General features: G+C 69.4%; 13 protein-coding genes. 9 read left to right on the top strand and 4 right to left on the bottom strand.

Going from position 1 to position 23,826, the window contains the following annotated elements; genetic code table 11:
• Nucleotides 1-85 precede the first annotated feature (85 nt).
• The 9 genes from ABN611_RS31260 to ABN611_RS31300 all read left to right on the top strand — a co-directional run bounded on the left by ABN611_RS31260 (nucleotide 86) and on the right by ABN611_RS31300 (nucleotide 12,902).
• Complete coding sequence (locus ABN611_RS31260; protein ID WP_350275864.1) at nucleotides 86-898, top strand: alpha/beta hydrolase; 813 nt, start codon at nucleotides 86-88, stop codon at nucleotides 896-898.
• Between the two features lie 243 nt (nucleotides 899-1,141).
• Nucleotides 1,142-1,789, top strand: coding sequence for a sigma-70 family RNA polymerase sigma factor (locus ABN611_RS31265; RefSeq protein ID WP_350275865.1), 648 nt, complete (start codon nucleotides 1,142-1,144; stop codon nucleotides 1,787-1,789).
• Nucleotides 1,790-1,850: 61 nt separating this feature from the next.
• Nucleotides 1,851-4,613 carry an AAA family ATPase gene (locus ABN611_RS31270; RefSeq protein WP_350275866.1) on the top strand — a complete coding sequence of 921 codons (2,763 nt, stop codon included), beginning with the start codon at nucleotides 1,851-1,853 and terminating at the stop codon, nucleotides 4,611-4,613.
• Between the two features lie 6 nt (nucleotides 4,614-4,619).
• Nucleotides 4,620-7,376 (top strand): AAA family ATPase, encoded by a 2,757-nt coding sequence (locus ABN611_RS31275; RefSeq protein WP_350275867.1) that lies wholly within the window; start codon nucleotides 4,620-4,622, stop codon nucleotides 7,374-7,376.
• Nucleotides 7,377-7,438: 62 nt separating this feature from the next.
• Nucleotides 7,439-8,716, top strand: a complete 1,278-nt coding sequence (locus ABN611_RS31280) for an extracellular solute-binding protein (protein ID WP_350275868.1) — start codon at nucleotides 7,439-7,441, stop codon at nucleotides 8,714-8,716.
• Nucleotides 8,713-9,660: a sugar ABC transporter permease gene (locus tag ABN611_RS31285; RefSeq protein ID WP_350275869.1), complete on the top strand. Its 948-nt coding sequence runs from the start codon at nucleotides 8,713-8,715 to the stop codon at nucleotides 9,658-9,660. The genes ABN611_RS31280 and ABN611_RS31285 overlap by 4 nt, the downstream gene beginning before the upstream one ends.
• Entirely contained in the window at nucleotides 9,660-10,478 is an 819-nt protein-coding gene (locus ABN611_RS31290) for a carbohydrate ABC transporter permease (RefSeq protein WP_350275870.1), read from the top strand. The genes ABN611_RS31285 and ABN611_RS31290 overlap by 1 nt, the downstream gene beginning before the upstream one ends.
• Before the next feature lie 5 nt (nucleotides 10,479-10,483).
• Nucleotides 10,484-11,539 (top strand): glycosidase, encoded by a 1,056-nt coding sequence (locus ABN611_RS31295; RefSeq protein WP_350275871.1) that lies wholly within the window; start codon nucleotides 10,484-10,486, stop codon nucleotides 11,537-11,539.
• 1 nt (nucleotide 11,540) lies between these two features.
• Nucleotides 11,541-12,902, top strand: a complete 1,362-nt coding sequence (locus ABN611_RS31300) for a phosphomannomutase/phosphoglucomutase (protein ID WP_350275872.1) — start codon at nucleotides 11,541-11,543, stop codon at nucleotides 12,900-12,902.
• Between the two features lie 466 nt (nucleotides 12,903-13,368).
• Here ABN611_RS31300 and ABN611_RS31305 read toward each other — a convergent pair whose 3' ends face one another.
• The 4 genes from ABN611_RS31305 to ABN611_RS31320 all read right to left on the bottom strand — a co-directional run bounded on the left by ABN611_RS31305 (nucleotide 13,369) and on the right by ABN611_RS31320 (nucleotide 23,777).
• Nucleotides 13,369-14,406 (bottom strand): AraC family transcriptional regulator, encoded by a 1,038-nt coding sequence (locus ABN611_RS31305; RefSeq protein ID WP_350275873.1) that lies wholly within the window; start codon nucleotides 14,404-14,406, stop codon nucleotides 13,369-13,371.
• 81 nt (nucleotides 14,407-14,487) lie between these two features.
• The gene (locus ABN611_RS31310; protein WP_350275874.1) at nucleotides 14,488-15,465 is read right to left on the bottom strand and encodes a TAXI family TRAP transporter solute-binding subunit; all 978 of its coding nucleotides are present in this window, start codon (nucleotides 15,463-15,465) and stop codon (nucleotides 14,488-14,490) included.
• On the bottom strand, nucleotides 15,462-17,462 hold the full coding sequence (locus tag ABN611_RS31315; protein WP_350275875.1) for a TRAP transporter fused permease subunit: 2,001 nt from the start codon (nucleotides 17,460-17,462) through the stop codon (nucleotides 15,462-15,464). The genes ABN611_RS31310 and ABN611_RS31315 overlap by 4 nt, the downstream gene beginning before the upstream one ends.
• A 165-nt stretch (nucleotides 17,463-17,627) precedes the next feature.
• Complete coding sequence (locus tag ABN611_RS31320) at nucleotides 17,628-23,777, bottom strand: RHS repeat-associated core domain-containing protein (protein WP_350275876.1); 6,150 nt, start codon at nucleotides 23,775-23,777, stop codon at nucleotides 17,628-17,630.
• Nucleotides 23,778-23,826: the final 49 nt, after the last annotated feature.

Below are 23,826 nucleotides of genomic sequence, written 5' to 3' on the forward strand. Positions count from 1 at the left end.
CAAGCCGCAGCAGGGCGTCACGTTCCGGCGAGGTGTGCGGACCCACTCAGCAGACCGAACATCTCGCCGGAAGGGACGCATTTGCATGAAGACGATCGTGCTGGTCCACGGGTTCTGGGTGACTCCACGCAGCTGGGAGCACTGGATCGATCGGTACCAGCGAGCCGGGTACCGGGTCATCGCGCCCGCCTACCCGGGTTTCGAGGTGGAGGTCGAGGCGCTCAACGCCGACCCGACGCCGGTCGAGGACGTCACCGCACCGGCGATCCTCGCGCACCTGGAATCTGTGGTCGGCGCGCTGGACGAACCGCCGATCATCATCGGCCACTCCGCGGGCGGAGCCTTCACGCAGGTCCTGCTGGACCGCGGGTACGGCGCCGCGGGCGTGGCGCTCAACTCCGCGCCGACCGAAGGGGTCCGGGTCACTCCGCTGTCGCAGGTCAGGTCTTCGTTCCCGGTGCTGAAGAACCCGGCGCACCGGCACAAGGCGGTCAGCCTGACACCGGACCAGTGGAAGTACACGTTCGCCAACACCTTCACCGACGTTGAGGCGCTGGCCCTGTACCGCCGGTACCACGTCCCGGCCTCCGGGCGGATCTTCTGGAACAGCCTACTGGCGAACTTCGAGCCGGGACCGCAGGACGTCCACGTCAACTACCGCAACGACCACCGGGCGCCGCTGCTGTTCGTGTCCGGCCGCGAGGACCATCTGATGCCGCCGGCCATCCAGCGGTCCAACGCCAAGCACTACAAGTCGCCGAGAACCATCACCGAGGTCAAGGTGTACGACGGCATGCCCCACCTGCTGCCCGCGGCCCGGGGATGGGAGCAGGTCGCCGACCACGCCCTCGCCTGGGCCGTGGCCCGCGCCGGCTGGCCGGCCGCGACCGGCGTCTGACGCACGCATCTCCGGGAAACGCTGTCGAGCAGGCCGTCCACGTGCTCCGCAAGGCGCTCGGCATCGAGTGAGCAGGTCGCGGCTACGCACGTGACTACGCGTCGGCCACGTGGATCGCACCCGGCTACGCAGTCCGTGGCGGTGCGAACCACGTGCCGCGCGGGACGCCCCGGCAGCCCCTCCGCTCGCAAGGTGGATCGCACTGCGGGCCACACCGGTCCGCGACGCGAGGGGAGCCGGATCATGAGCACGCTCGTAGGGTTGCCGGCAGCTGAGGATCTCGAGGAGGCGGTCCGGACCTTCGTCGAGGTCCGGCCACGGCTGATGGCTATCGGCTACCGGCTGCTCGCCAGCCGGACAGAGGCGGAGGACATCGTGCAGGAGACGTGGGTCCGTTGGCAGACGATCGACCGGACGACGGTTCTCGACCCGCCGGCACTGCTGGCGACGATCACCAGGCGGCTGGCCATCAACGTGCTCGACTCTGCCCATCGCCGCCACGAGTCCTCGGTGCCGGTGATCGACCCGGCGAGCGCCGATCCGCGCATCGCGGGTGCGGTCGAGGACCCGGTCGCGGCGGCGGAGACCCGTGAAGGGGTGGAGGAGGCGCTGCGCATCGTGCTCGAGCGGCTGACCGCTCGCGAGCGCGCGGCCTTCGTCCTGCACGACGTGTTCGGCTACTCGTACCCGCAGATCGCGGACATCCTGCACGTGCGTTCGGTGAACTGCCGGCAGCTCGTCAGCCGGGCCCGCGGGCATCTCGCCGCGGAGCGGCATGCGGCCGTCAGCGCCGCCGGGTACCGACGCTTCCGTGACGAGTTCGCGGTCGCCGCGCGTTCTGGCGACCTCTCCAGGCTCCGGGAGATGCTGGCCGAAGACCTGGCGGGCTGATCGCGATCCGTTGCGCCCCTCGCCAGGGCGCGGATAGGCTTCCAGGTTGGGTGGTGGGCAGATGGCGAGCAGGCATCCAGGTCCTCAACTCGAGGGCCGGCAGGCCGAGTGCGCGACACTCGATCGGATGCTGGCCGAGCTGGGGGCCGGCCGGAGTTCGGTGTTGGTGCTTCGTGGCGAAGCCGGTGTCGGCAAGACCGCGCTGCTGGACTACGTCGCGTCCCGCGCCGGCTCCAGCCGGGTCGTCCGCGCGGCCGGCGTCGAGTCCGAGGTCGAGCTGCCCTTCGGTGGTCTGCACCAGTTGTGCGCCCAGTTGCCCGAGTTCCGCACCGGTGTCCGGCGCAGTGCGCTGGACACCGCGTTCGGGCTGGCTGCGGGGACCGCTCCGGACCGTTTCCAGGTCGGCGTGGCGATGCTCGATCTGCTGGCCGAGGCCGCCGCGCAAGAGCCGCTGGTGTGTCTGGTCGACGACGCCCATTGGCTGGACCAGGTCTCGGCGCAGACACTCGCCTTCGTCGCGCGCCGCCTCCTGGCCGAGCGCGTCGTGCTCGTGTTCGCCGTACGTGAGCCCGGCGGCGCCGACGTACTGCCAGGTCTCGACGACCTCTTTCTGACCGGCCTCGGGTACGGCGACGCGCGCGCACTGCTGGACACCGTGATCACCGGTGTTGTGGACGAGCGCGTCCGGGACACTTTCGTGGCGGAGACCCGCGGCAACCCGCTCGCCCTGCTGGAGCTGCACCGTGGCCTGTCCGCCGCGCAGCTCGCGTCCGGATTCGGCTTGCCAGGCAGCCCTGGGCTGACGGGCAAGATCGAGGACGGCTTCGTCCGGCGTCTCGAGCCGCTGCCTTCCGACACCCGCCTCATGCTCCTGGCCGCGGCCGCGGAACCTGTCGGTGACGCCGCACTGCTGTGGCGGGCAGCCGAGCAGCTCGGCATCAGCCCCGACGCGGTGTTCCTCGCCGAGTCCGCCGACCTGCTCCAGGTCGGAGCCCGCGTACGTTTCCGGCATCCGCTGATCCGGTCGGCGGTGTACCAGGCTGCCTCGCCGGCCGATCAACGCCGGGTGCACAACGCCTTGGCCCTGGCCACCGATGCGGAGGTGGATCCGGACCGCCGGGCCTGGCACCGGGCCTATGCGACCGTCGGCCTGGACGAAGAGGTCGCGGCCGAGCTCGAGAGCGCCGCGGGGAGGGCGCAGGCCCGCGGCGGCGTCGCGGCCGCGGCCGCCTGCCTCGAACGTGCTTCGGAACTGACACCGGATCCGGGCCGTCGCGCCACGCGCGCGCTGGCCGCGGCGGGCGCGAAGTTCCGAGCGGGCGAGCTGGACTCCGCCGAGGCCCTGTTGACTGCCACCGTGCTCGGGCCGACGGACGAACTCCAAGCCGCCCGGGCCGCACAGCTTCGTGCTCAGATCGCGTTCGCCCGCCGGCGCGGAAGCGAATCCGGCACGTTGCTCCTGGAGGCCGCGAACCGGCTCGCTGAACTCGACGACCCAACGGCGCCGCAGGCGTACCTCGAAGCACTCGGTGCGGCGGTGTTCGCTGGGCGGCTCGGCGCGGAGCGAGGCGTCGAGAAGGTGGCTGCCGCCGCCAGCAACGCGCGGCATGGCTCGGCGCCGTCCGGACCGATGGACCAGCTACTGGATGCGGTGGCGGCGCAGTTCACTGACGGCTACAACGCCGCGGTCCCGGTGCTCCGCAGCGCGCTGGACAACTTCCGTGCCGCCGCCCGCCGCGGCGACGAACAAGTGGTGCAGTGGTTGTGGCGGGGGTGCCCGGTCGCGGCCGAGTTGTGGGACGACGAGGCCTGGCACGAGCTGTCCTGCCGTGGACTGGAGCTGGCGCGCGGCCTCGGTGCCCTCGGCGTGATGCCCGGGGCGCTCACCTATCGCGCGGCACTGCACCTGCATGCCGGAGAGCTCGTCGCCGCGAACCTGCTGCTGACCGAGTCGGACGCCATCGCGGCGTCCACCGCCAGCGCCCCGGCTCGGGAAGCGCGGTTCCTGCTCGAGGCGTGGCGCGGTGACGAGGCGACCGCGCGGGAGTCGATCGAGCTGGGTGTCCGGGAAGCACGTGCCCGTGGCGAAGGCCGCGCGCTCAGTCTCGCGGATCATGCCACCGCCGTGCTCTACAACGGCCTTCGCCGGTACGACGAGGCGATCGCGGCGGCCCGCCGGGCCTGTGCTCACGAAGACCTCGGCATCTTCGGGTGGTCACTCGCCGAATGGGTCGAGGCCGCGGCTCGCGGCGGATTCCCGGTGGAGGCGAGCGAGGCGATGGAACGGCTTCGGCATCGCGCCGGTGCGGCCGGCTCGGACTGGGCGCTCGGCATCCTGGCCAGATCGGCGGCGCTGCTCGCGGACGGCACACACGCCGACGCGCTGTACCGGGAGGCGATCGAGCGGCTCAGCCGCACCCGGATGGCCGTCCACCGGGCGCGTGCGCACCTGCTGTACGGCGAATGGTTACGGCGACAGGACCGGCGTCAGGAGGCGCGTGACCAGCTGCGGACCGCGCACCACGAGCTGAGCGACATGGGGGCCGGGGCGTTCGCCGAGCGGGCCCGTCTCGAGCTTGCGGCGACCGGCGAGAAGCCGCGGACCCGGAGTACCGACGTACGGCAGGAGCTGACCGCGCAGGAAGCGCAGATCGCGCATCTCGCGGCGGCTGGGCTGACCAACTCCGAGATTGCCAAGGAGCTGTTCCTCAGCCGGCACACCGTGGACTGGCACCTGCGCAAGGTCTTCACCAAGCTGGCCGTCACCTCGCGCCGGCAACTGGTGCCGACGCTGATCGACGCGGCCTCGGTTGTGGAGGCGTGATCTCCGGTGCGTGCGGAGTACGAGTTGTACGGCCGACGGAGCGAGCGCGCGGCGCTCGACAGCCTCTTCGAGACCGTGCGGGCCGGAAGCAGCGGGGTGGTTGTCCTGCGCGGAGAAGCAGGAATCGGCAAGACCGCGCTGCTCGAACACGCGCTGGCCGACGCGGACGGTTATCGTGTCGCGCGCGCTGCCGGTGTCGAGTCCGAGATGGAGCTGGCGTTCGGGGCGCTCCATCAACTCTGTGCGCCGTTCCTGAGCGCTCTCGATCGGCTGCCTCCGCCACAGCGGAACGCGCTCCGGACCGCGTTCGGTCTCAGCACGGGCCGGCCGCCGGACCGCTTCCTGGTCGGGCTCGCCGTCCTGAGCCTGCTCGCGGTCGTCGCCGAGGACCGGCCGCTGCTGTGTGTGGTCGACGATGCCCAGTGGCTGGACCGTGTCACCGCCCAGACGCTGGTCTTCGTCGCGCGCCGGCTGCTCGCGGAGCCGATCGGCCTGGTCTTCGCCGCCCGGGAGCCGGCAGCTGCGGACGAACTGAGCGGGCTCCGGGAACTGCGGCTCAGCGGTCTCGACGATCTGGATGCGCACGCGCTGCTCGAGGCAGCCACCCCGGGCCGGATCGACAAGCGCGTCCGGGACCGGATCGTCGCCGAGACCCGGGGCAATCCGTTGGCCATTCTGGAGCTGCCGCGCGGCCTGAGCACCACGGAGATCGCGGGCGGATTCGGCAACCCCGACGCGCGGCCGCTCGCAACCAAGCTCGAGCAGCGCTTCCTGCACCGCTTCGAGGAGTTGCCTCCGGAGACTCGGCTGCTGCTGGTCACTGCTGCTGCCGAACCTCTGGGTGATGTCGTCCTCCTGTGGCGGGCGGCCGAGCGGCTGGGAATCGGGCCGGAGGCGGCGGCACCGGCGGAGGTTGCCGGCCTGGTGACGATCGGTGCGAGGGTCCGCTTCCGGCACCCACTGGTGCGCTCGGCTGTGTACTACGGCGCCGCCGCCCGGGACCGCCGCGAGGCACACCAGGCGCTGGCCGGCGCGACCGATGCCGTCGTGGATCCGGATCGGCTGGCGTGGCATCTGGCGCGAGCGGCGGAGCGCCCCGACGAAGCGGTCGCGGCGGAACTCGAACGGTCGGCGGATCGAGCGCGGGCCCGCGGCGGTCTCGCTGCGGCCGCGGCGTTTCTCGAACGCGCCGTCGAGCTCACGCCGGAACCTGACCGCCGGGGCGGCAGAGCACTGGCGGCAGCGCACGCCAAGTATCAGGCGGGTGCGTACGACGCCGCGCTCCAACTCCTCGACGCGGCCGAGCTCGGCAGGCTGGACGACCTCGTGCGCGCCCGGGCTGAGTTGTTGCGCGGGCGGATCGCGTTCGTGTCGAAGGGCCCGAGCCGGTCGCTCCCGCTGCTGGTCGACGCAGCTCGCCGCCTCGAAGCACTCGATGCCAAGGCGGCCCGCGACACTTATCGCGAGGCGATCTACGCAGCCCTCACCGCCGGTCAGGTGCCCAGCGGGGGAGTGCAGGAGATCGCGGAGGATGTGCTGCGCTCCGCACCGCCGATCCGTCCCGACCGATTCGACCTGCTGCTGCGCGGTGTGGCCACGATCGTTGCCCGCGGCTATGAAGTCGGCGTACCGCTGCTGCACCGAGCGTTGAAGGGGTTCCGTGACGAGCCGCTGTCCGTCGAGGAGGGCATGGGCTGGCTGCCGCTCGCGTGCCGGATGGCGCACGACGCGTGGGCTTTCGAGACCTGGACCGACCTGTCGGCGGACCTTGTCGACCTCGCGCGCAGGGAAGGCGCCTTGGCGGTGCTGCCTTCCGCGCTGCTGCTACGGCTGTCCAACCGGGCGTTCGCCGGTGATTTTGCCGGTGCGCGGATGCTCGCGGCCGAGGCGAGCGCGATCGGCGAGGCCACCGGCAGCCGGTTCCTGGCGCAGTACGGCGCGCTGGTGATCGAGCCCTGGCGCGGCGACGAGGACGCGACCCTCCGCGCTGTCGAGGCGATCACCGGCGCACGCAGTCTGCGCGGCGAAGGCAAGGTGCTGACCGCTACGCAATGGGCGGCAGCCGTGCTCTTCAATGGGCAGGAGCGCTTCGAGGAGGCTTTCGCGGCGGCCGAGAAGGGGTTCGCGCACCCGCAGGAGTTCGGCCTGTCCACCTGGTCGCTCTTCGAGTCGATCGAGGCGGCCGCGCAGACCGGACGGCGGGTGAGCGCCCGTCAGGCGGTGCAGGTGCTGGCCCGGCGCGCCGAGCCGAGCGGCTCGCCGTGGGCACTGGGCACGTTGGCTGTCGCCCGAGCGCTGGTCAGTGACGACACCGGTGCCGAAGCACTGTTCGCCGAAGCGATCGAGTGCCTCGACCAGACCGATGTGCGGGTGATGCGGGCCCGTGCGCGGCTTCTGTACGGCGAATGGCTCCTGCGGCAGCGCCGACCGGCCGACGCGGAAGCACCGCTCCGCGCCGCCTGCGCGATGTTCGAGCAGATGGGGGCCTCAGCGTTCGCGGCGCGGGCCAGGCGGCGGCTCGACGCGTCCGGTGTCCGGGTGCCACCGGCGCAAGGGCGAGGTCCGGCACTGACGCCTCAGGAGGCGCAGATCGCGCACCTTGCGGCCGCCGGCCTGACGAACCAGGACATCGGAGCGGAGCTGTTCCTCAGTGCGCACACGATCGACTGGCACCTGCGCAAGGTGTTCCTCAAGCTCGGGATCAGATCGCGCCGGCAGTTGCGGACGGCAATGTCCGCGGCGGGGGAGTCAATCCCCGGCTGACGTCACAAACCGGGGCGTTGTGCGGACTTCCTGACGTGACCACAGATCCGTTGGGAGGACGCATGAGGCGAACGTTCACGGCTGTCGCGCTCGGAGCGATGCTGGCGGCCGCGGCGGCTTGCGGCAGCGACGACGCCGGGACAGGAACCGAGACCCGCGGTCCGATCACGGTCTGGTACTCCAACAATCTCGAAGAGGTTGCGTGGGGCAAGCAGATGGTGGCCGCCTGGAACACGGCGCATCCGGATCAGCTGGTCACCGCGCGGGAGATCCCGACCGGGAAGAGCTCGGAGGAGGTGATCGGCGCCGCGATCACGGCCGGCAACGCGCCGTGCCTGATCTTCAACACGTCGCCCGCGTCCGTCCCGCAGTTCCAGAAGCAGGGCGGCCTGGTTCCGCTCGGTTCCTTCGCCGACGGGACGTCGTACGTCGAGGGCCGTTCGGGCGAGGTCGCGCGGCAGTACAAGTCGTCGGACGGCAACTACTACCAGCTGCCGTGGAAGTCGAACCCGGTGATGATCTTCTACAACAAGAAGGCGTTCGCGAAGGCCGGCATCGACCCCGAGGACCCGCCGCTGGGGACGTACGAGGGGTTTCTCGCCACGTCCCGGAAGGTCGTCGCCGGCCGCGGAGCGCAGTACGCGATCCTGCCGGCGCCGAGCAACGAGTTCTTTCAGTCGTGGTTCGACTTCTACCCGCTGTTCGCCGCCGCGACCGGCGGGAAGCAGTTGGTCGAGGACAGGCGCGCGACGTTCGCCGGCGACGAGGGCAGGGCGGTCGCGCAGTTCTGGCGGACGATGTACGCCGAGAAACTGGCGGGCCAGGAGAAGTACACCGGTGACGCCTTCGCGGACGGCAAGGCCGCGATGGCGATCGTCGGCCCGTGGGCGGTCTCGGTCTACCGCGGCAAGGTCGACTGGGGCGTCGCCCCGGTGCCCACACCCACGGGTACGCCGGCCGATGCGACGTACACGTTCTCGGACGCGAAGAACGTCGCGATGTACTCGGCGTGCAAGAACCGCGGAACGGCTTGGGACGTGCTGAAGTTCGCGACCGGCAGCGAGCAGGACGGCAAGTTCCTCGAGCTCACCGGGCAGATGCCGCTGCGGAAGGACGTCGCCTCGGCGTACCCGGAGTACTTCACGAAGAACCCTGACTACCGGACGTTCGCCGATCAGTCCGCCCGCACGGTCGAGGTGCCGAACGTGCCCAACTCGATCACCATCTGGCAGACCTTCCGGGACGCGTACTCCAGGTCAGTCGTCTTCGGCAAGCAGGATCCGGGCGTCGCGCTCGACGAGGCCGCGAAGCGCGTCGACGAACTGGCGTCGCAGCCATGACCGTCACCGATCGGCCCGCGATCCGCGACGCGCCGGACCACCGCGTGCCCGCGCGGCGCGGCCGGCCCAGCCGGGGCAACGGCCGGCAGCCGATCGGCGCCTTGCTGGTGACGCCGTACGTCGTCTTCCTGCTCGGGGTCTTCGGGTATCCACTCTGCTACGCGGTCTACATCTCGTTCCACGACTACTTCTTCGCGGCGCCTGGAGCTGTGGTCGACCGGCCTTTCGTCGGATTGCAGAACTACCGCACTGTGCTCGCGGATCCCGCCGTACGCCGGTCCTTTGCGAACGTGGGCATCTTCTTGGTGATCAACGTCCCGCTGACGGCTGTGCTGTCCTTGACGCTCGCCGCCGCGCTCAACAAGGCGGTCCGGTGGCGGACGTTCTTCCGGGTCAGCTACTACGTCCCGTACGTCACCGCATCTGTCGCGGTCGTCGGTGTCTGGCTGTTCCTGTTCAACTCCGACGGCTTGGTGAACTCGATCCTCGGTTCGCTCGCGCCGGATCCGTCGTGGCTGGTCAGCTCGGCGCTCGCGATGCCGACCGTGGCCGTGTACGTCACCTGGAAGCAGCTCGGCTTCTTCATCCTGCTGTACCTCGCGGCATTGCAGAACGTGTCGAAGGATCTCTACGAGGCCGCTGTGATGGACGGTGCCGGCCGGCTCGCGTCGTTCTGGAACGTCACGGTCCCGGGTGTCCGGCCGGCCACCACGCTCGTGATCCTGCTGGCGACGGTGACCGGCGCGAATCTCTTCACCGAGCCCTACCTGCTGACCGGGGGCGGCGGACCGGACGGCGCATCGGCGTCACCCGTCCTGATCATGTACCAGCGCGGCATCGAACAGGGGAGTCCGGACGTCGGCGCCGCGATCGGCATCCTGCTCGTGATCGGCGTACTGCTCCTCGCCCTGGCCGAACGGCGGCTCGTCGGGAGGGACGACTGATGAGGCTCAGGTTCGTGACGTTGCTCCTCGGCGCCTTCGTATTCCTGTTCCCCTTCTACTACATGCTGATCGGATCGCTGCAGACCGAACCGGACCCGTCCATCGGAGGAGCGTTTCCGCGGCCGGACAACCTCACGGGCCGCAACTACGCGGAGATCGACGCGGCGATCAATCTCGGGCGCACGCTGATCAACTCGGGAGTCTTTACCGGCGGCGTACTCCTCGGCACACTGGTCGGCGGCGTCCTCGCCGGCTACGCGCTCGCCCGGTTGCGGTTCCGCGGCCGGGGCGCCGTCTTCAACCTGATGCTGCTCGTCCAGGTCGTCCCGTTCCAGCTGCTCACGATCCCGCTGTACGTGCTGATCGTGCGCAACTACGGCCTCGCGGACTCCTACCTGGGCATGATCCTGCCGTTCGCGATCAACTCGACCGCGGTCTTCGTGTTCCGCCAGTACTTCCTGCAACTGCCCGCCGAACTGTTCGACGCCGCCCGGGTCGACGGCGCCTCGGAGCTGCGGATCCTCTGGAGCGTCGCGATCCCGCTCGTGAAGCCGGCACTGCTGACCGGTGTCCTGCTGACCTTCATCGGCCCGTGGAACGAGTTCCTCTGGCCCTTCCTGATCACCAAGCAGCAGGACCTGCAACCACTCGCCGTCGCGTTGTCGAACTACCTGACCACAGTGTCGGCGCGCGCCGCCAACCCGTTCGGCGCGGTCCTCGCCGGGGCCTGCGTGCTCGCCGCGCCGGCCGTCGGCCTGTTCATCATCTTCCAGCGCCAGTTCATCTCCCAGAGCATCGAGTCCGGAGTGAAAGGTTGACCGCCATGACGATCCGCTGCACGCTGACCCGGAGCGGCGTACTGATGAGACCCGAGCCGGGTAACGCGTTCGAGGTCGAAGGAGTGCTGAACCCGGCGGCCGGCCGGACCCCGGACGGCGAACTGCACCTGCTGCCGCGGTTGGTGGCCGCAGGCAACGTTTCGCGGATCGGGTTGGCCCGGATCGAGGTACGCGACGGCGTGCCGGCCGGGGTGCAGCGCCAGGGCATCGCGCTCGCCCCGGAGGAAGGCTGGGAACGCGGCCGGCACCACTCCGGGGTGGAGGACCCGCGCGTCACCTTCATCGCGGCGCTCGGACTGCACGTGATGACGTACGTCGCCTACGGTCCGTTCGGGCCGCGGCCGGCGCTTGCGGTGTCGTTCAACCTCCGGCAGTGGCAGCGCCTCGGACCGCTGCACTTCGAGTACCAGGCGTCGCTGGACGCGGACCTGAACCTGTTCTCGAACAAGGACACGGTCTTCTTCCCGCGTCCGGTCCCCGGCCCGGACGGCGACCTGTCCTACGCGATGCTGCACCGGCCGATGTGGGACCTCGGACAGGTCCGCACCGGTGAGGGCGTGCGGCTGCCGGCCGGTGTCGCGGACGAGCGCCCCGGCATCTGGGTGTCCTTCGTGCCGGTCGCCGAGGTCGAGCGCAACCTCGGTAACCTGGTCCATCTGCGCCACCACCGGTTGGTGGCGTTGCCGGAGTACGCGTTCGAGGCGCTGAAGATCGGTGCCGGGCCCCCGCCGCTGTGGACGCGCGACGGCTGGCTGGTCATCCATCACGGGGTCACCGGCGAGCAGCCGGAGGGCTTCGACCCCACGAAGCAGCGCGTGACGTACGCCGCCGGCGCGGTGCTGCTCGACGCCGACGACGTCACCAAGATCCTGGACCGGACGCCGGAGCCGCTGCTCTCGCCGCAGACGGAGGACGAGCGGGTCGGCACGGTCGCCAACGTGGTGTTCCCGACCGCGATCGAGGAGATCGAGGGCGTGCACTACGTCTTCTACGGGATGGCCGACGCCAAGATCGGCGTGGCCCGGCTCGACGGAGTCTGACATGCGCGAACTCGATGCCGTGGTGAAGGCCTATGACCTGCGGGGCACGGTGCCCGACCAGCTCGACGAGGCGCTGGCCCATCAGGTCGGTGCGGCGTTCGTCCATCATTTCGGCGCGCGGAAGATCACGGTCGGCCACGACATGCGCGTCTCCTCGCCGGGACTGGCCGCGGCCTTCGCGGCGGGTGCCAACAGCCGCGGAGCCGACGTACTCGCCCTCGGATTCGTGTCGACCGACCTGCTGTACTACGCCTCGGGGCAGCGGGGCGTTCCGGGCGCGATGATCACCGCGAGCCACAACCCTCCGGCGTACAACGGGATCAAGTTGTGCCGGGCCGGAGCCGCGCCGGTCGGTCAGGACACCGGGCTCGGCGAGATCCGGAAGCTTCTCGAGAGGGATCTGCCGCCGTACGACGGTACGCCGGGCCGCACGGACAGCGAGGACCTGCTGCCGGCGTACTCCGACTACCTGCACGGTCTCGTCCCGCTCGGCAGGATCCGGCGCCTGAAGGTCGTGGTCGACGCCGGGAATGGCATGGCCGGCCGGACCGTGCCGGTCGTCCTGGAACATCCGGCGCTGGAGATCGTGCCGCTGTACTTCGAACTCGACGGCACCTTCCCGCACCATCCGCCGAACCCGATGGACGCGGCCAACCTGGCCGGACTGCGCGCCGCGGTCCGCGAACACGCGGCGGACCTCGGCCTGGCGTTCGACGGCGACGCCGATCGCTGCTTCTTCGTGGACGAGTCCGGCGAGCCCGTGCCGCCGAGCAGCATCGTGAGCCTGATCGCGGACCAGGTACTCGCAGACCGGCCTGGCGCCACCATCGTGTACAACGCGATCACCAGCCGAGCGGTCCCCGAGCGGATCGCCGAGCGAGGCGGCCGATCGGTCCGCACGCGCGTGGGGCACTCGTTCATCAAGAAGGTGATGGCCGACAGCGGCGCCGAGTTCGGCGGCGAGCACTCCGGGCACTACTACTTCCGCCGCTTCTGGAACGCCGACAGCGGCATGCTCGCCGCGCTGCACGTCCTCGCCGCGCTGGGCCGGACGGATGTCCCGATGTCCAAGCTGACGGCAGGGTTGGCGCGGTACGTCGCCAGCGGCGAGCTCAATCTCGCCGTCGGCGACAGCGGAGCCGCCCTGCGGATGGTCGAGGGCCGGTTCGTCGCCGACGGCGCAACGGCCGATCACCTGGACGGATTGACCGTCTCGCTGCCCGGCAGGGCGTGGTTCAATCTCCGTCCGTCGAACACCGAGCCGCTCCTCCGACTCAACGTCGAAGCGGGCGACACGGCAACGATGGTGCGCCTGCGCGACCGGGTGCTGGCGATGCTCGGGCAGGCCCGTCCGGCGAGATAGGCCTATGCTCGCGCGGCGAGATCGGATGGTCGCGTCGCTTGGGCATGCGAGACATGCCGCGATTCTTGGGCAGACCGGCGATCACCGCGCCGTACGTCAGGCCGTTGCCCACGCCGAAGACGCCCTCGCCAGATCTGACCCAGCGACGAGCGGCCGCTGTGGTTGAAGGCCTTCTACGACCAGGCAGAGCTGGAGAACCTGGCTCTCGCCGGCTACGTGGCGCTCGGCGACTACGAGGTGGCTGAGGGCCACGCTCATCGCGGCCTCGCTCTCCTGCGGCCCGGTATGCGTCGTACGCGATCGATAACGACCGCACGACTGGCCAAAGCTCAGCTCGGTCGTTTTCGGGTTGTCCGGAAAGCCGCACGACTACACCGCTCTCGACGAAATGGTGCAGCTTCACGCACGAGAGTCGTGCTTCCGCGCAGAATCGGCCCAGGCGCCCGCGACGATCCTTCCACGTGCATCAGGACTCAGAAGGGTGAGGCCCATGAGACCGGTCAGTCGTGCTGTCGTCGCATGCGTTCAGTAGATACTGTGCTCTGAATTCCCGGGGGCTCGTGCCGTAGCGTTGGCGGAATGCGGCGCTCAGTGCGCTGTTGGAGGAGAAGCCGCAGCTGTGGGCGAGCTCGCCGATGACGATGTGAACGGGACTGCGCAGGCGTTCGTGCACCAGCGCGAGTCGTTCTTCCCGGATCAGCTCCCGGGGCGTCGTACCTGCCTGCTGCATGGCCAGCTGAACCTGCCGCAGCGACCAGCCCAGGGCACGTGCCACCGTGGCGCCGGTGAGCCGCGGATCGGTGGCGTGCTCTCGTACGTAGCGTCTGACCATCGCTTCGACCTCGCCCAGGCCGCCGTCGGTGTCCGGTCTGTCGTCGCCGACGGCGAGCATGCACAGCAGATCGACCAGCCGATCGCAGACCGCATCGAATTCGGCTGCCGACAGGTGCGCTCGCTGCGCGAACAGTTCACCCAGCATGCCCACGAGGACCCGGCCCAAGCCGCGGTTGACGTCGAGAATCCGGGAGGCCGACCGGCGTGCCCCGGGGCGCAGGCGGTTGTCCATCTCCGCCCCGGGAATCGTCAGCAGCGCGATGTCGGCGTGGTCGAGCTTCGCTTCGAACGGCGAGTTCGACGACGCCAGGAACGCCCCGCCCGGTCCGACCCGAAACTCCTGGTCATCCTGGCTGACCAGCAGCTGACCGCGGATCGTCAGCATCAGCGTGCGCATGTCGTGCGGATCCTCGGACGCCATGGCGGCGGTTCGATGTCCCTGCGCACAGTCGGCCGACGCCCGGCCGAGCGTGTAGGTGACTGTGCCGATGCGAAGCAGCCGGCCCCGGAAGGTCCCAGGCGAACACGTCGGATCGACCCGGTACCGGGTTGCTGCGCTGATGACGCTCATCCAGTATTCGACACGTTCCGGTGGTCTCACATCGTCGGTTGTCCACGAGTCGATCGAATAGCGCGAACCCGGGGTCAGTGTGCAGATCGCGGTTGACATAGGGGCCTCACTCAATTCCGGCGCAAACAGCTTGGGGGCGGTCACTGCTGACGGCACGTCAATGGCGGGCTGCCGGGACGCTCAGTCGAGTGCGTCGATGGCCTTCTTCGCGCCCGCGTGCAACGGCACTGGGTCAGTCATCGCGGCGTCCTCGAGGTCTATTCCCTTGGCCGCGGGATTGACCTGCACGAGGGCTTCCTTCTTCTGGAAGAGCAGGTTGGTGAGTTTCTCGGCCAGGTCGTCGGGCATGTTTTTACGGACCAGCAGCAGGTTCGGCACGATGATCGTCTGGGTGTCGGTCGGCTGCTTGTACGTCGCAGCCGGAATCACGCCCGCGGCGTACACCTGGCCGTGCTGCTTCTGCAGGGCGGGCAGCACGTCGTCGAGGGGGAGGAAGCGCACCTTGGCGCCCATCGAGGTGGTGAGGTCGGTGATGCCGCTGGTGGGCAGGCCGCCGGACCAGACCAACGCGTCGATCTGTCCGCTCTTCATCGCGTCCACCGACTCGGGCAGGCCGAGCCGCTGGGCGGTGACGTCTTTCACCGGGTCGACGCCGGCGGCGGTGAGCAGGCGCCGCGCGATCACCTCGGTGCCGGAGTTCGGCGAACCGGTGGAGACCCGCTTGCCCTTCAGATCGGCCATCTTCGTGATGCCGGCCGATGCCCGTACGACGACCTGGGTGGAGTTCGGGTACAGCCGGGTCAGCGCGACGACGTCCTGCGGCGCGTCGAAGCTGTTCTTGCCCGCGACCGCGTCGGCGGCGGTGTCGGCCAGGGAGAAGGCGATGTCGTAGGTCCCGGCGGTCAGTCCTTGGATGTTCTGCACAGAGGCGCCGGTTTCGCTGGCGGTCGCGCGGTAACCCTGGAGGTTGTCCGAGATCAAAGCGGCGTAGGCGCCGCCGAGCTGGTAGTACACGCCGGTGGTGTTACCGGTCGCGATGGTGAGCCGGCCACCGGCCGCGCCGTCACCCTGCTCGGGCTTGCGTTGCCCACCGCAGGCGGCCATCGAGACCGCCACCGCGAGGGTGACCACCACTGTGGACAAAGAACGGAATCTCATCTGGGTACGGGTCCTTCCGTGGTGTCCCGCAGGCGGTGCCGCCGTGCGAGGTTGATGACGACGGCAACCCCGAGCAGCCCGAGGCCGACGCCGATCGTGGTGGGTGCGAGATACAGCAACAGCAGCGCGGCCGGGAAACACAGGACACGCTCCAGCCGGCCGGCCTGTACGACGATCCATCCGCCGGTGACCACCGCCAACGCGGCGACCGCGAGCGCCGAGACCAGCAGCGCCCACGCCGCACCGCCCAGCCCCTCGAGACCCAGCAGGTTGGCGCCGTTCGGCGTCAGCACGAACGCGAACGGCACCAGGAACGCGGGCAGCGTGTACTTCCACGCCTGCCACATCGTCGGGATCGCCCGTCCGCCGGTGATCGCCGCCGTCGCCACGGCAGCGAGCGCGGTGGGCGGCGAGACCTCCGACAAGACGGCGTAGTAGAAGATGAACATGTACGCCTCGGCCGGGGCCACGCCGAGCTGGAACAGGGCGGGCGCGATCACGACAGCGGCGATGATGAACGATGCGGTGACGGGCACCGCCAACCCGAGCACCATGACCGCGAACGCCGACAGCGTGACGGTCATGATCAGCACGACGGTGGGGTTCTCGGAGATCGCGGATCCCGCGGACACGATGATCTCGGCCAGGTTCAGACCGAGACCGGTCTGGGTGACGACGGCGACGATGATCCCGGCGACGGCACAGGTGGCCACGACGGGGAGCACCGAGCGGGTGCCCTGGGCGAGCGCCACGCCGAGCCGGCGTGGCGTCAGCCGATGCTCACGGTCCAGGAACGACAGCGCGATCTGCAGCAACGTCGCGTAGACGACGGCCTTGAACGGCGGAATGTCCATCGCCATGAAGCCGATGATCAGGAACAGCGACACGAAGTGGTAGCCGAACCGCAGCAGCAGCCGGCGCGCGGACCGGGTCGAGGGCTCGGCCGCTTGGGTGCCGTGTCGCCGGGCGTCCATCTCGATCGCCAGCAAGATCCCGAGGTAGTACAAGACGGTCGGGACCGTCGCGTAGCCGAGCACCACGAGATAGCTCACCTGGAGAAACTCGGCGATGACGAACGCGGCCGCGCCGAGCGTGGGCGGCGACAGGATCGCCCCGATGCCGGCCGCGGCCAGCATGCCGCCCGCCGGCTCGGGCGGATAGCCTGCGCGGCGCAGGATCGGCCAGGAGACTGTGCCCAGTGACACCGCGGTCGCCGTTCCGGAACCCGACACCGTGCCCAGCAGGAAACCCGCCAGGGTGACGGTCCGCCCAGGGGCCGTGCGGCTGCGTTTGAAAGCGGCGAACGACACGTCGATGAAGAACTTCCCCGCCCCCGAGGCGTCCAGTACGGCGCCGTAGATCGTGAACAGGACGATGTAGCTCGCCGCCACCGCCAACGGCGTCCCGTAGAAGCCCGCCGTCCCCATGAACAACTGCGCCACGATCGCCGAAAAGTCGAAACCCTGGTGGGCCAAGGACCACGTGTAGGGCAAGTAGCCGCCGTAGTAGGCGTAGCCGATGAACAGCAGGCCCACCACCGGCAGAACCCAGCCCGTCGTACGTCGGCAAGCCTCCAAGGCCAGCACCAGCAGCAACGACCCGGCCAGCAGATCGAGTCCCGTAGGAGCCTGTCGCCGCTCCAGGAACGCGTCGAAGTCCAGCAACGGATACAGCGAGACCACCAGCGCGAGCGACGCCAGGACCCAGTCCGCAACCGGCGGATCGTCGCTGCGCCGATCGCCGCGGAACGGGTTCAGGAATGCCGGCACCCGGCAGCCGCGATAACACAGCAACGTGCCCGGCAGCACCGCCGCGAGAAACAGCATCAAATAAAACTGCGTCCCGATCGGAATCGGAAAGAACACCTGCACCAGAACGCCGACGCTGACCACCGCGCAGCCCGCCGAGATAACGCTGTCCAGGACCGGGCTCAGTTTCCGCGCGGGCCTTTCCTGCTCGAAAGCGGCCAGTTCCTCCGCGGTCGCGGTGATTGTCATGAAGGGCCCTCCCGGGAACGATCTTCCGCACACAATCCTCAGTTCCCGGCGGCCCCACAACCCCCAGTTCCGCATCCTTACGTCGCCTTAAGAAGAATCCCTGGACACACCTCCGGCCCGGACCCCAGAGACGTCTGGTGGTCCGGGCCGGCGGTGTGCTGCGGGTCAGCAGATACTGAAGACGTTCTTCCCCCAGACCTTCCAGGAGACCACGCACTTCGTCTTCTGCTTGGGCTTCTCGTTCCGGCGTGGTGAGCGGGTGTCTCCGCTGAGCATCTCGTAGAGCATCCAGAGACCGACGCCGCGTCTGGTGGCCCTTCCGTCGGCCTTGAACTCACCCTTGATCTTGCCGAGCTGCCCGCGTGGGGTGACGCCACCCTTCTTCCAGATCTCGCCGACCCGGTAGAGGGTCCAGCTGCCCCGGGCGACGACGTACCACTTGACGTAGTACCACCCGCCGCCGTCGTGCTGCCCCTTCCCGATCGCCGAGCCGAGTACGGCGCAGGTGTTGGCCGGGGTGCCCCTGATGAACCGGCAGATCGCGTAGCCGGCGCCGGCGACCTTCACGAGCGCGTAGTCCTCGCCGCCGAGGATCGAGGCCTTCTTGGTCTTGGCCCGGTGTTTCGCCTTGCGTTGTTCCTTCTTCTTCTTCGCCTTCGCCGCGGCTTTCTTGGCGGCCTTCTTCTTGAGCTTGGCCGCCTTCTGGGCAGCCCGCTTGGCGGCGGCCTTCTTGGCTGCCCGCTTGGCCGCCGCGATCCTTTCCTTCTTTTTCTTCTTCGCGAGGTAGCGCTGGTAGTCGCAGCCGTCGCAGTAGTGCTTGGCTTTCTTGGCCTTGGCCTTCTTGTGCGCCGCCTTCTTCTTTTTCTTGGGGGCCTTGTTGTAGCCGCCGCAGCCGTCGCAGTAGTGGCCGCCGGGCAGGACGCGCCACTCGCCGTCGGGGTCGGCGGCCGTGATCGGGGTGTTGTCGGCGTACGCGTAGCCGTTGAGCTGTTGCGGGTTGTCGAAGTCGGCGACCGGGTCGGTGGAGATGAAGCGTCCGCGGGCGGAGTCGTACTCGCGGGCGCCGAGGTGGGTGAGTCCGGTGGAGTCGTCGACGCCGTCGACGTAGCCGTGGTTGTCGGGCCAGGTCGAGGGCTTGGCGCCGCGGGGAGCGCCGAAGGGGGTGAAGCGGCGCTGCTGCGGGCTGAGGTCGGTGGCGTTGACCGACAGCGTGTTGGTGCCGTGGTGGTCGGCGACAGTGAAGTTGAGACCCGACTCGTTCCGTACGGCGCCGGCCGCGCCGAGGTCGTAGTAGCGGGTGACTGTCACCGTGTCGGTGGGACTGCGGTGGACCTCCGAGTTGTCGAGGTACAGGGTGCTGCCCTCGGCGTCGCGGGCGATGAGCCGGTCACCGTCGGCGTCGTACAGATAGCTGGTGGTCTGGCCGCCTTCGGTGAGGCCGGCCAGATTGCCTTCGACGTCCCATGCGAGCGTCTGGGCCTTCCCAGCGATGTTGCGGGCGGTGGTGTTGCCCACGGCGTCGTAGGTGAAGGTGTCGTTCCGGGTGCCGGTGGCGACGTTGGCCAGCGCGTGCGGCCGCGGCCCTCCGGCGGCTGGGTAGGTGTAGTTGGAGGTGGTGGCGGTGCCGGTGACCGGGTCGTGGTTGGTCTCGCTGAGCCGGTTGCCGGTCTTGTCGTAGGTCCAGCCCTGCCGGTACGGCGCGGGCCCGCTCAGCACGCCGGGCGCTGCGGCACAGTCGGCAGCAGGGGTCCAGGCCTCGGTGAGCCGACGCAGGTAGTCGTACTTGAAGCACTGGACATCACTCGGACCGCCTTGGGGTGTGTCGGCGATCTTGGTGATGTTGCCGGCCGCGTCGTAGGTGTACTTCACGTCCGCCAGGTGTTCCGGGGCAGTCGAGCGGTCGACGAGGACCCGGTCCAGGTTCCGGGTCGCGTCGTCGTAGAACGCGGTATGTACGAGCTGCTTGCCGGCCGCGGCGGACAGGGTCGACTGGGCGACCTCGTCGTACGGCGTGTAGGTCGCCGCGGTGAGCATCGTGCCGAGACCACTGCTCGCGGTCTGCAACCGGCCGGCCGCGTCGTAGCCGTACCGCAGCGTCTCCGCCGCGAGTCCACCCGCTGCCGGGAAGGACACCAGCGACGGCAGCCCGGTGGCGGTGTAGCCGGTGTTGGTCTTGTACGACCCGGCCAGCGCGCCCTCGGACGTGGGAATCGTGACGGTCTTGGTCAGCGGCCGGTACCGGATGTCGTAGGCGTCGATCGACGTGGTGTAGGCGTTGCCGCTGACGAAGCGGGTCGAGCTCGCGAGCATGCCCTTGACGCTGGTGCCCGAGACGAGGGTGTCGTAGGTCCACTGGGCGCGCTTGGTGCCGGAGGTCGATCCGTCGAACATCCCGGTACGGCGCCCCATCGCGTCGTAGGTGTAGGCGAGGGTGGCACCGCGTGCGTCGGTGCTGGTGAGCACCTGGCCGGCGTTGTCGTAGGTGAAGCTGCTCTTCCCGGTGTCCGGGTCCTCCCGTTGGGTGACCCGGCCGCGCAGGTCGTAGGTGGTGTTCCAGGTGTTGCCCGCCGGGTCGGTCGTGGCGACCAGGTCGCCGCGGTTGTTGTAGGTGTAGGTGGTCGCGTCGTACGGACCGGTCGGCGAGCCGCCGGTGTACTGGCGCAGCTCCACCTCCGCGTCGTCCGCATCGGTGATGGACGTGGTGGCCGTCTCGCCCTCCGGCGGATCCACGCTGATCCGGTCGCCGCCGTACGTGGTGGTGGTGCGCCACTTCTCGAACCCGCGCGAGCGGAAGATCTCCACCGTCTCGCGTTCGGCGCCGTCGTAGACGGTCACGTCCTGGCCGGGCACGGCCGAGTCGCTCACCCCGGTCAGCAACGTCGTACCGGCGGTGCCTTCGTTCCAGTACGCGCCGTTGGACTTCACCTCCAGGCCGCGTGCGTCGTAGAACGTGTCGGTCACGATCCGGCCGCCGTCGGCCGCGGGGTCCTGGGTCTGCCGTTCGCGCAGTTGCCCGTCGTACAGGTCGTAGCTGGCCTCGTACGTGCCGTCGTCGCGAACCTCCTCGGTGGTGATCACCGACGGCGCGTCCTGGCGGATCAGGTAGGAGTACTTGATGTTCGGGGTCTTGCCTGCCGCCTTGGACCGGTCCGGCAGCCACACCGCGGTGATCCGGCCGAGCGGGTCCCGCGCCGTGTCGGTACGGCGTCCGTTCAGGTCGACCTCGGCGACCGACTCACCGAACGCGGGCTCGACGGTCGTCGTGGTCAGATGCCCGGCCGGGTTGGTCACGGCGACCGTGGTGACGGCCGCTCCACTGGCCGGGGTGTAGACGGCCGACGACTTGCGGTCCAGCTGGTCGTAGGTCTCGACCGGCCGGCCGTACGAGTCGTAGACCGTGCGCCCCTCCTGGGTGTAGACCGGCGTGCTGCCCGAATAGGACGCGAGTTCCTTGGTCAGGGTCTCGTCACCCTTGGTCGGCGCCGCCCCCAGCGTGGTGGATCCGTCGTAGTAGGTCAGGTCGTCCGACACCGCATCGGCCGGGTACGACGGTGTCGCGGTGCAGGCCACGGACACGGTCTGTTCGCGGGCCTCGAAATCGATCAGCCAGGCCGAGGTGTTCCGCGCGTACGTCGTACGGGTGCATTCCTCGTCGCCGGTCTTGGCGGTGTCGCCGAGGTCGTTCTCCTCGATCTCGAGTCCGTAGGAGTCGTAGGTGGTGCGGGTTTCGGTGTTGCGCCAGCCACCGGACGACAACGCCTCGCGGGACCGTTCGCCGACCGCGTTGACCATGTAGGCCCTGATCGTGCCGTTGCGGGTGACCTGGGTGGCGGTGGGCGAGGAGACCAAGGGGTCGATGATCTCACCCTCCAGCACGCTGCCGCCCGCCTCGCTGTAGGTGAGGGACTCGCGTTCGAAGCCGGCCAGCGCGGGGTGATCGGTGATCGTGCCGCCGAGGGAGTCGGTGACGCTCACCGCGCGGGTGCCACCGTTCGGGAGCTTGTCGCCGTCCATGCCGCGCAGGTACAGGCTCTCCTCCTGGGACCGGGTCTCGCCGGGGTTGCCGTGGAGCTGCCGGACCCGGCCGTAGCCGCGCCACTGTCCCCACGTGCGGTACTTCAGCGGGGTCAGCTCGTTGTCGTCGTAGTGCCAGGCGCCGCCGCCGAGGTACTCGTAATCGGTGCGTTCGGTCCCGGCCACGCCGGACTGGTCGTCCTCCAGCACTGTGACCGGCACGTACTTGTGGAACCAGTCCTGCGTCAACGACGTCGACCCGTCGGCCTGCCAGTACTGCGGGAAGCACCGCTTGGTGTTCTGGCTCGGCTCCGGCAACGAACCCGCCGTACAGTCCGCCGCCGAGTAGTTCACGTGGATGTGCCCACCGGCCTCGTCGTACACGTCGGTCAGCCGCCACTTGTACATCGGCGGAATTCCCTCCGCGGCATCCACCCGGTTGGCCAGCTGCACGCCCTGGAACGACACCGTGGGAAGTGATGCGGTCCCGCCGACCTTGCCGGTCGCGGTGATCGACGCCAGCCACAACGCCGGCGAGGTCCCGTCACCAGGGTCACGGAACTGGTAGCCCAGCGCCCACGACATCGCGTCCCGGTACGTCGTCCCGGACACCCACAGCTGGGTCGTCACCGTCGCCAACCGTTTGCGCGTCCAGAACGTCGGCGAATACAACCCCGTGCACGCCTTACCCGGCGAACAGTTCTGGTCGTACGGCACGTCCGGCCAGTTCGCGGCGTTGGCCGACGTGATGTCGCCGGTGCCGCAGGTCGCACCCGCCGCGCAGCGCTCGTCAACCGTGAACGTCACCCGCATCGGAGCCGGCGCCGAGTACATCGACGTGGACCGCTGGCCGTAGTCGACCCGCTTCAGGTAGCCGCCGCGCTCGTACTGGGTACCGGCGGTCGCGGTCAGGTTCCGGCCGTAGTAGTTCGTCTCGCTGTCGTAGAAGTACGACATGGCGTTGCCGTTCCGGTCGACCACGTAGTCCAGGTTCCAGCGCCACGCCTGCGTGCAGTACGACGCCGCGAACGACGTCCCGTGGCACGGCTCGGCCGCGTCGTTGCCGAACACCGGCGCCGTCCAGACCGAACCGGTCTCCTCGTTGCCCGTGGCCCATCCCGGCAACCGGTTCAAGCCGAAGTAGTACTGCGTGCCGTCCTGTGACGTCAGCCGCCAGTGCTCGCCGTCGTTGTCGCCGTTCACTGCAGCGGTCAACCGCTCCAGCCGCGAGCCGTCGTCGTCCCGCAGTTTCCAGACTCCGGTGGCGTCGTCGCGGACCAGTTCGGACGCGGTTCCACCCAGCACCAGGTACGCGTTGTCGGTCTCCCAGCACAGGTCCTGCGGCTTCGGTGTCGTCTTCACCTCGTCCGCGCACGACGTGTACCGCCGCTCGACGAACCCCTCGTCCAGGCCCCAGCCTTCCCCGACCCACGACGACTGGTTGTTCGTCGACGCCACCCGGCCGTCGATGGCACCCGACGAATAGCCGAGATTCAGATCCGGCTCCGGGCCGCCGAGACTCTCCGGGCCATCCATCGAGTAGCCCCAGGAGAACGCACCTGACGAGCCGCCCGCGTTCCACGACGCCGACGCCGACAACGCGGTCGGCTTGTAGCTACCCGCGCTACCCGCCGGTGCCGACGTCAACGCCAACACCGTCGCCTCATTCGACGCGGCGATCTCGGTAGCGATGCGGTTGTCGCGGGTCACACTGGACGTCAGCACCTGCCCGTCCGAACACCCGGCCTTGTCCGGTGTGGTCAGCGCACATGCAGGGAGCCGGACGAGCCGCAGTCGGCTTGCCCAGTCACCGCCGTACGCCGAACGGAACGCCGAGTAGTCCACCTCGACCTTCACCTGGCCACTGCCCGCAACCAGGTCGGTGCGACCGACGCTGAACAGCATCCCCGAAGCGCCGACCTTCTCGGCGGCCGAATGGTCGTGAACCCGAACGCGTACCTGGTTCACAGGCGTCAACGCAGCGCCCTGGACCCGCCCCGCGCCGACCCGAACCGGCAACCGGCCGGCCTGCGTAGTGGTGCCGTCGCGGGGGAGCGACACCTCCGCCTCACCCGCCTCCGGTCGACTTACCTGTGGAGGTTGACGTAGCACGGACGCCGCCTGCGGATCGGCCGGACGCGACCTCGGCGCGAGATCGTGCCCAGGCACCGAGAACTCGGCCTGCGCCGCGGGCCGCCACGCGTTCGACGGACCGGCATCGGCCCGCGCGGCGGGGATGTCTACCAGGCCGCTTGCCGCGAGCGCGACGGCCGTGACTATTCCGGTGAACGGCACCAGCATGGCGCCACTCCTTTCATGGGGCGGGGCGGAACTGTGCCCACGGGCGAGC

This window comes from Kribbella sp. HUAS MG21 (assembly GCF_040254265.1).
Taxonomy (GTDB): domain Bacteria; phylum Actinomycetota; class Actinomycetes; order Propionibacteriales; family Kribbellaceae; genus Kribbella.

Coding starts and splice junctions, on each gene's coding strand:
- ABN611_RS31260 (WP_350275864.1), top strand. CDS start 86: ATGAAGACGATCGTGCTGGTCCACGGGTTCTGGGTGACTCCACGCAGC.
- ABN611_RS31285 (WP_350275869.1), top strand. CDS start 8,713: ATGACCGTCACCGATCGGCCCGCGATCCGCGACGCGCCGGACCACCGC.
- ABN611_RS31295 (WP_350275871.1), top strand. CDS start 10,484: ATGACGATCCGCTGCACGCTGACCCGGAGCGGCGTACTGATGAGACCC.
- ABN611_RS31305 (WP_350275873.1), bottom strand. CDS start 14,406: ATGTCAACCGCGATCTGCACACTGACCCCGGGTTCGCGCTATTCGATC.
- ABN611_RS31265 (WP_350275865.1), top strand. CDS start 1,142: ATGAGCACGCTCGTAGGGTTGCCGGCAGCTGAGGATCTCGAGGAGGCG.
- ABN611_RS31315 (WP_350275875.1), bottom strand. CDS start 17,462: ATGACAATCACCGCGACCGCGGAGGAACTGGCCGCTTTCGAGCAGGAA.
- ABN611_RS31270 (WP_350275866.1), top strand. CDS start 1,851: ATGGCGAGCAGGCATCCAGGTCCTCAACTCGAGGGCCGGCAGGCCGAG.
- ABN611_RS31290 (WP_350275870.1), top strand. CDS start 9,660: ATGAGGCTCAGGTTCGTGACGTTGCTCCTCGGCGCCTTCGTATTCCTG.
- ABN611_RS31310 (WP_350275874.1), bottom strand. CDS start 15,465: ATGAGATTCCGTTCTTTGTCCACAGTGGTGGTCACCCTCGCGGTGGCG.
- ABN611_RS31280 (WP_350275868.1), top strand. CDS start 7,439: ATGAGGCGAACGTTCACGGCTGTCGCGCTCGGAGCGATGCTGGCGGCC.
- ABN611_RS31300 (WP_350275872.1), top strand. CDS start 11,541: ATGCGCGAACTCGATGCCGTGGTGAAGGCCTATGACCTGCGGGGCACG.
- ABN611_RS31320 (WP_350275876.1), bottom strand. CDS start 23,777: ATGCTGGTGCCGTTCACCGGAATAGTCACGGCCGTCGCGCTCGCGGCA.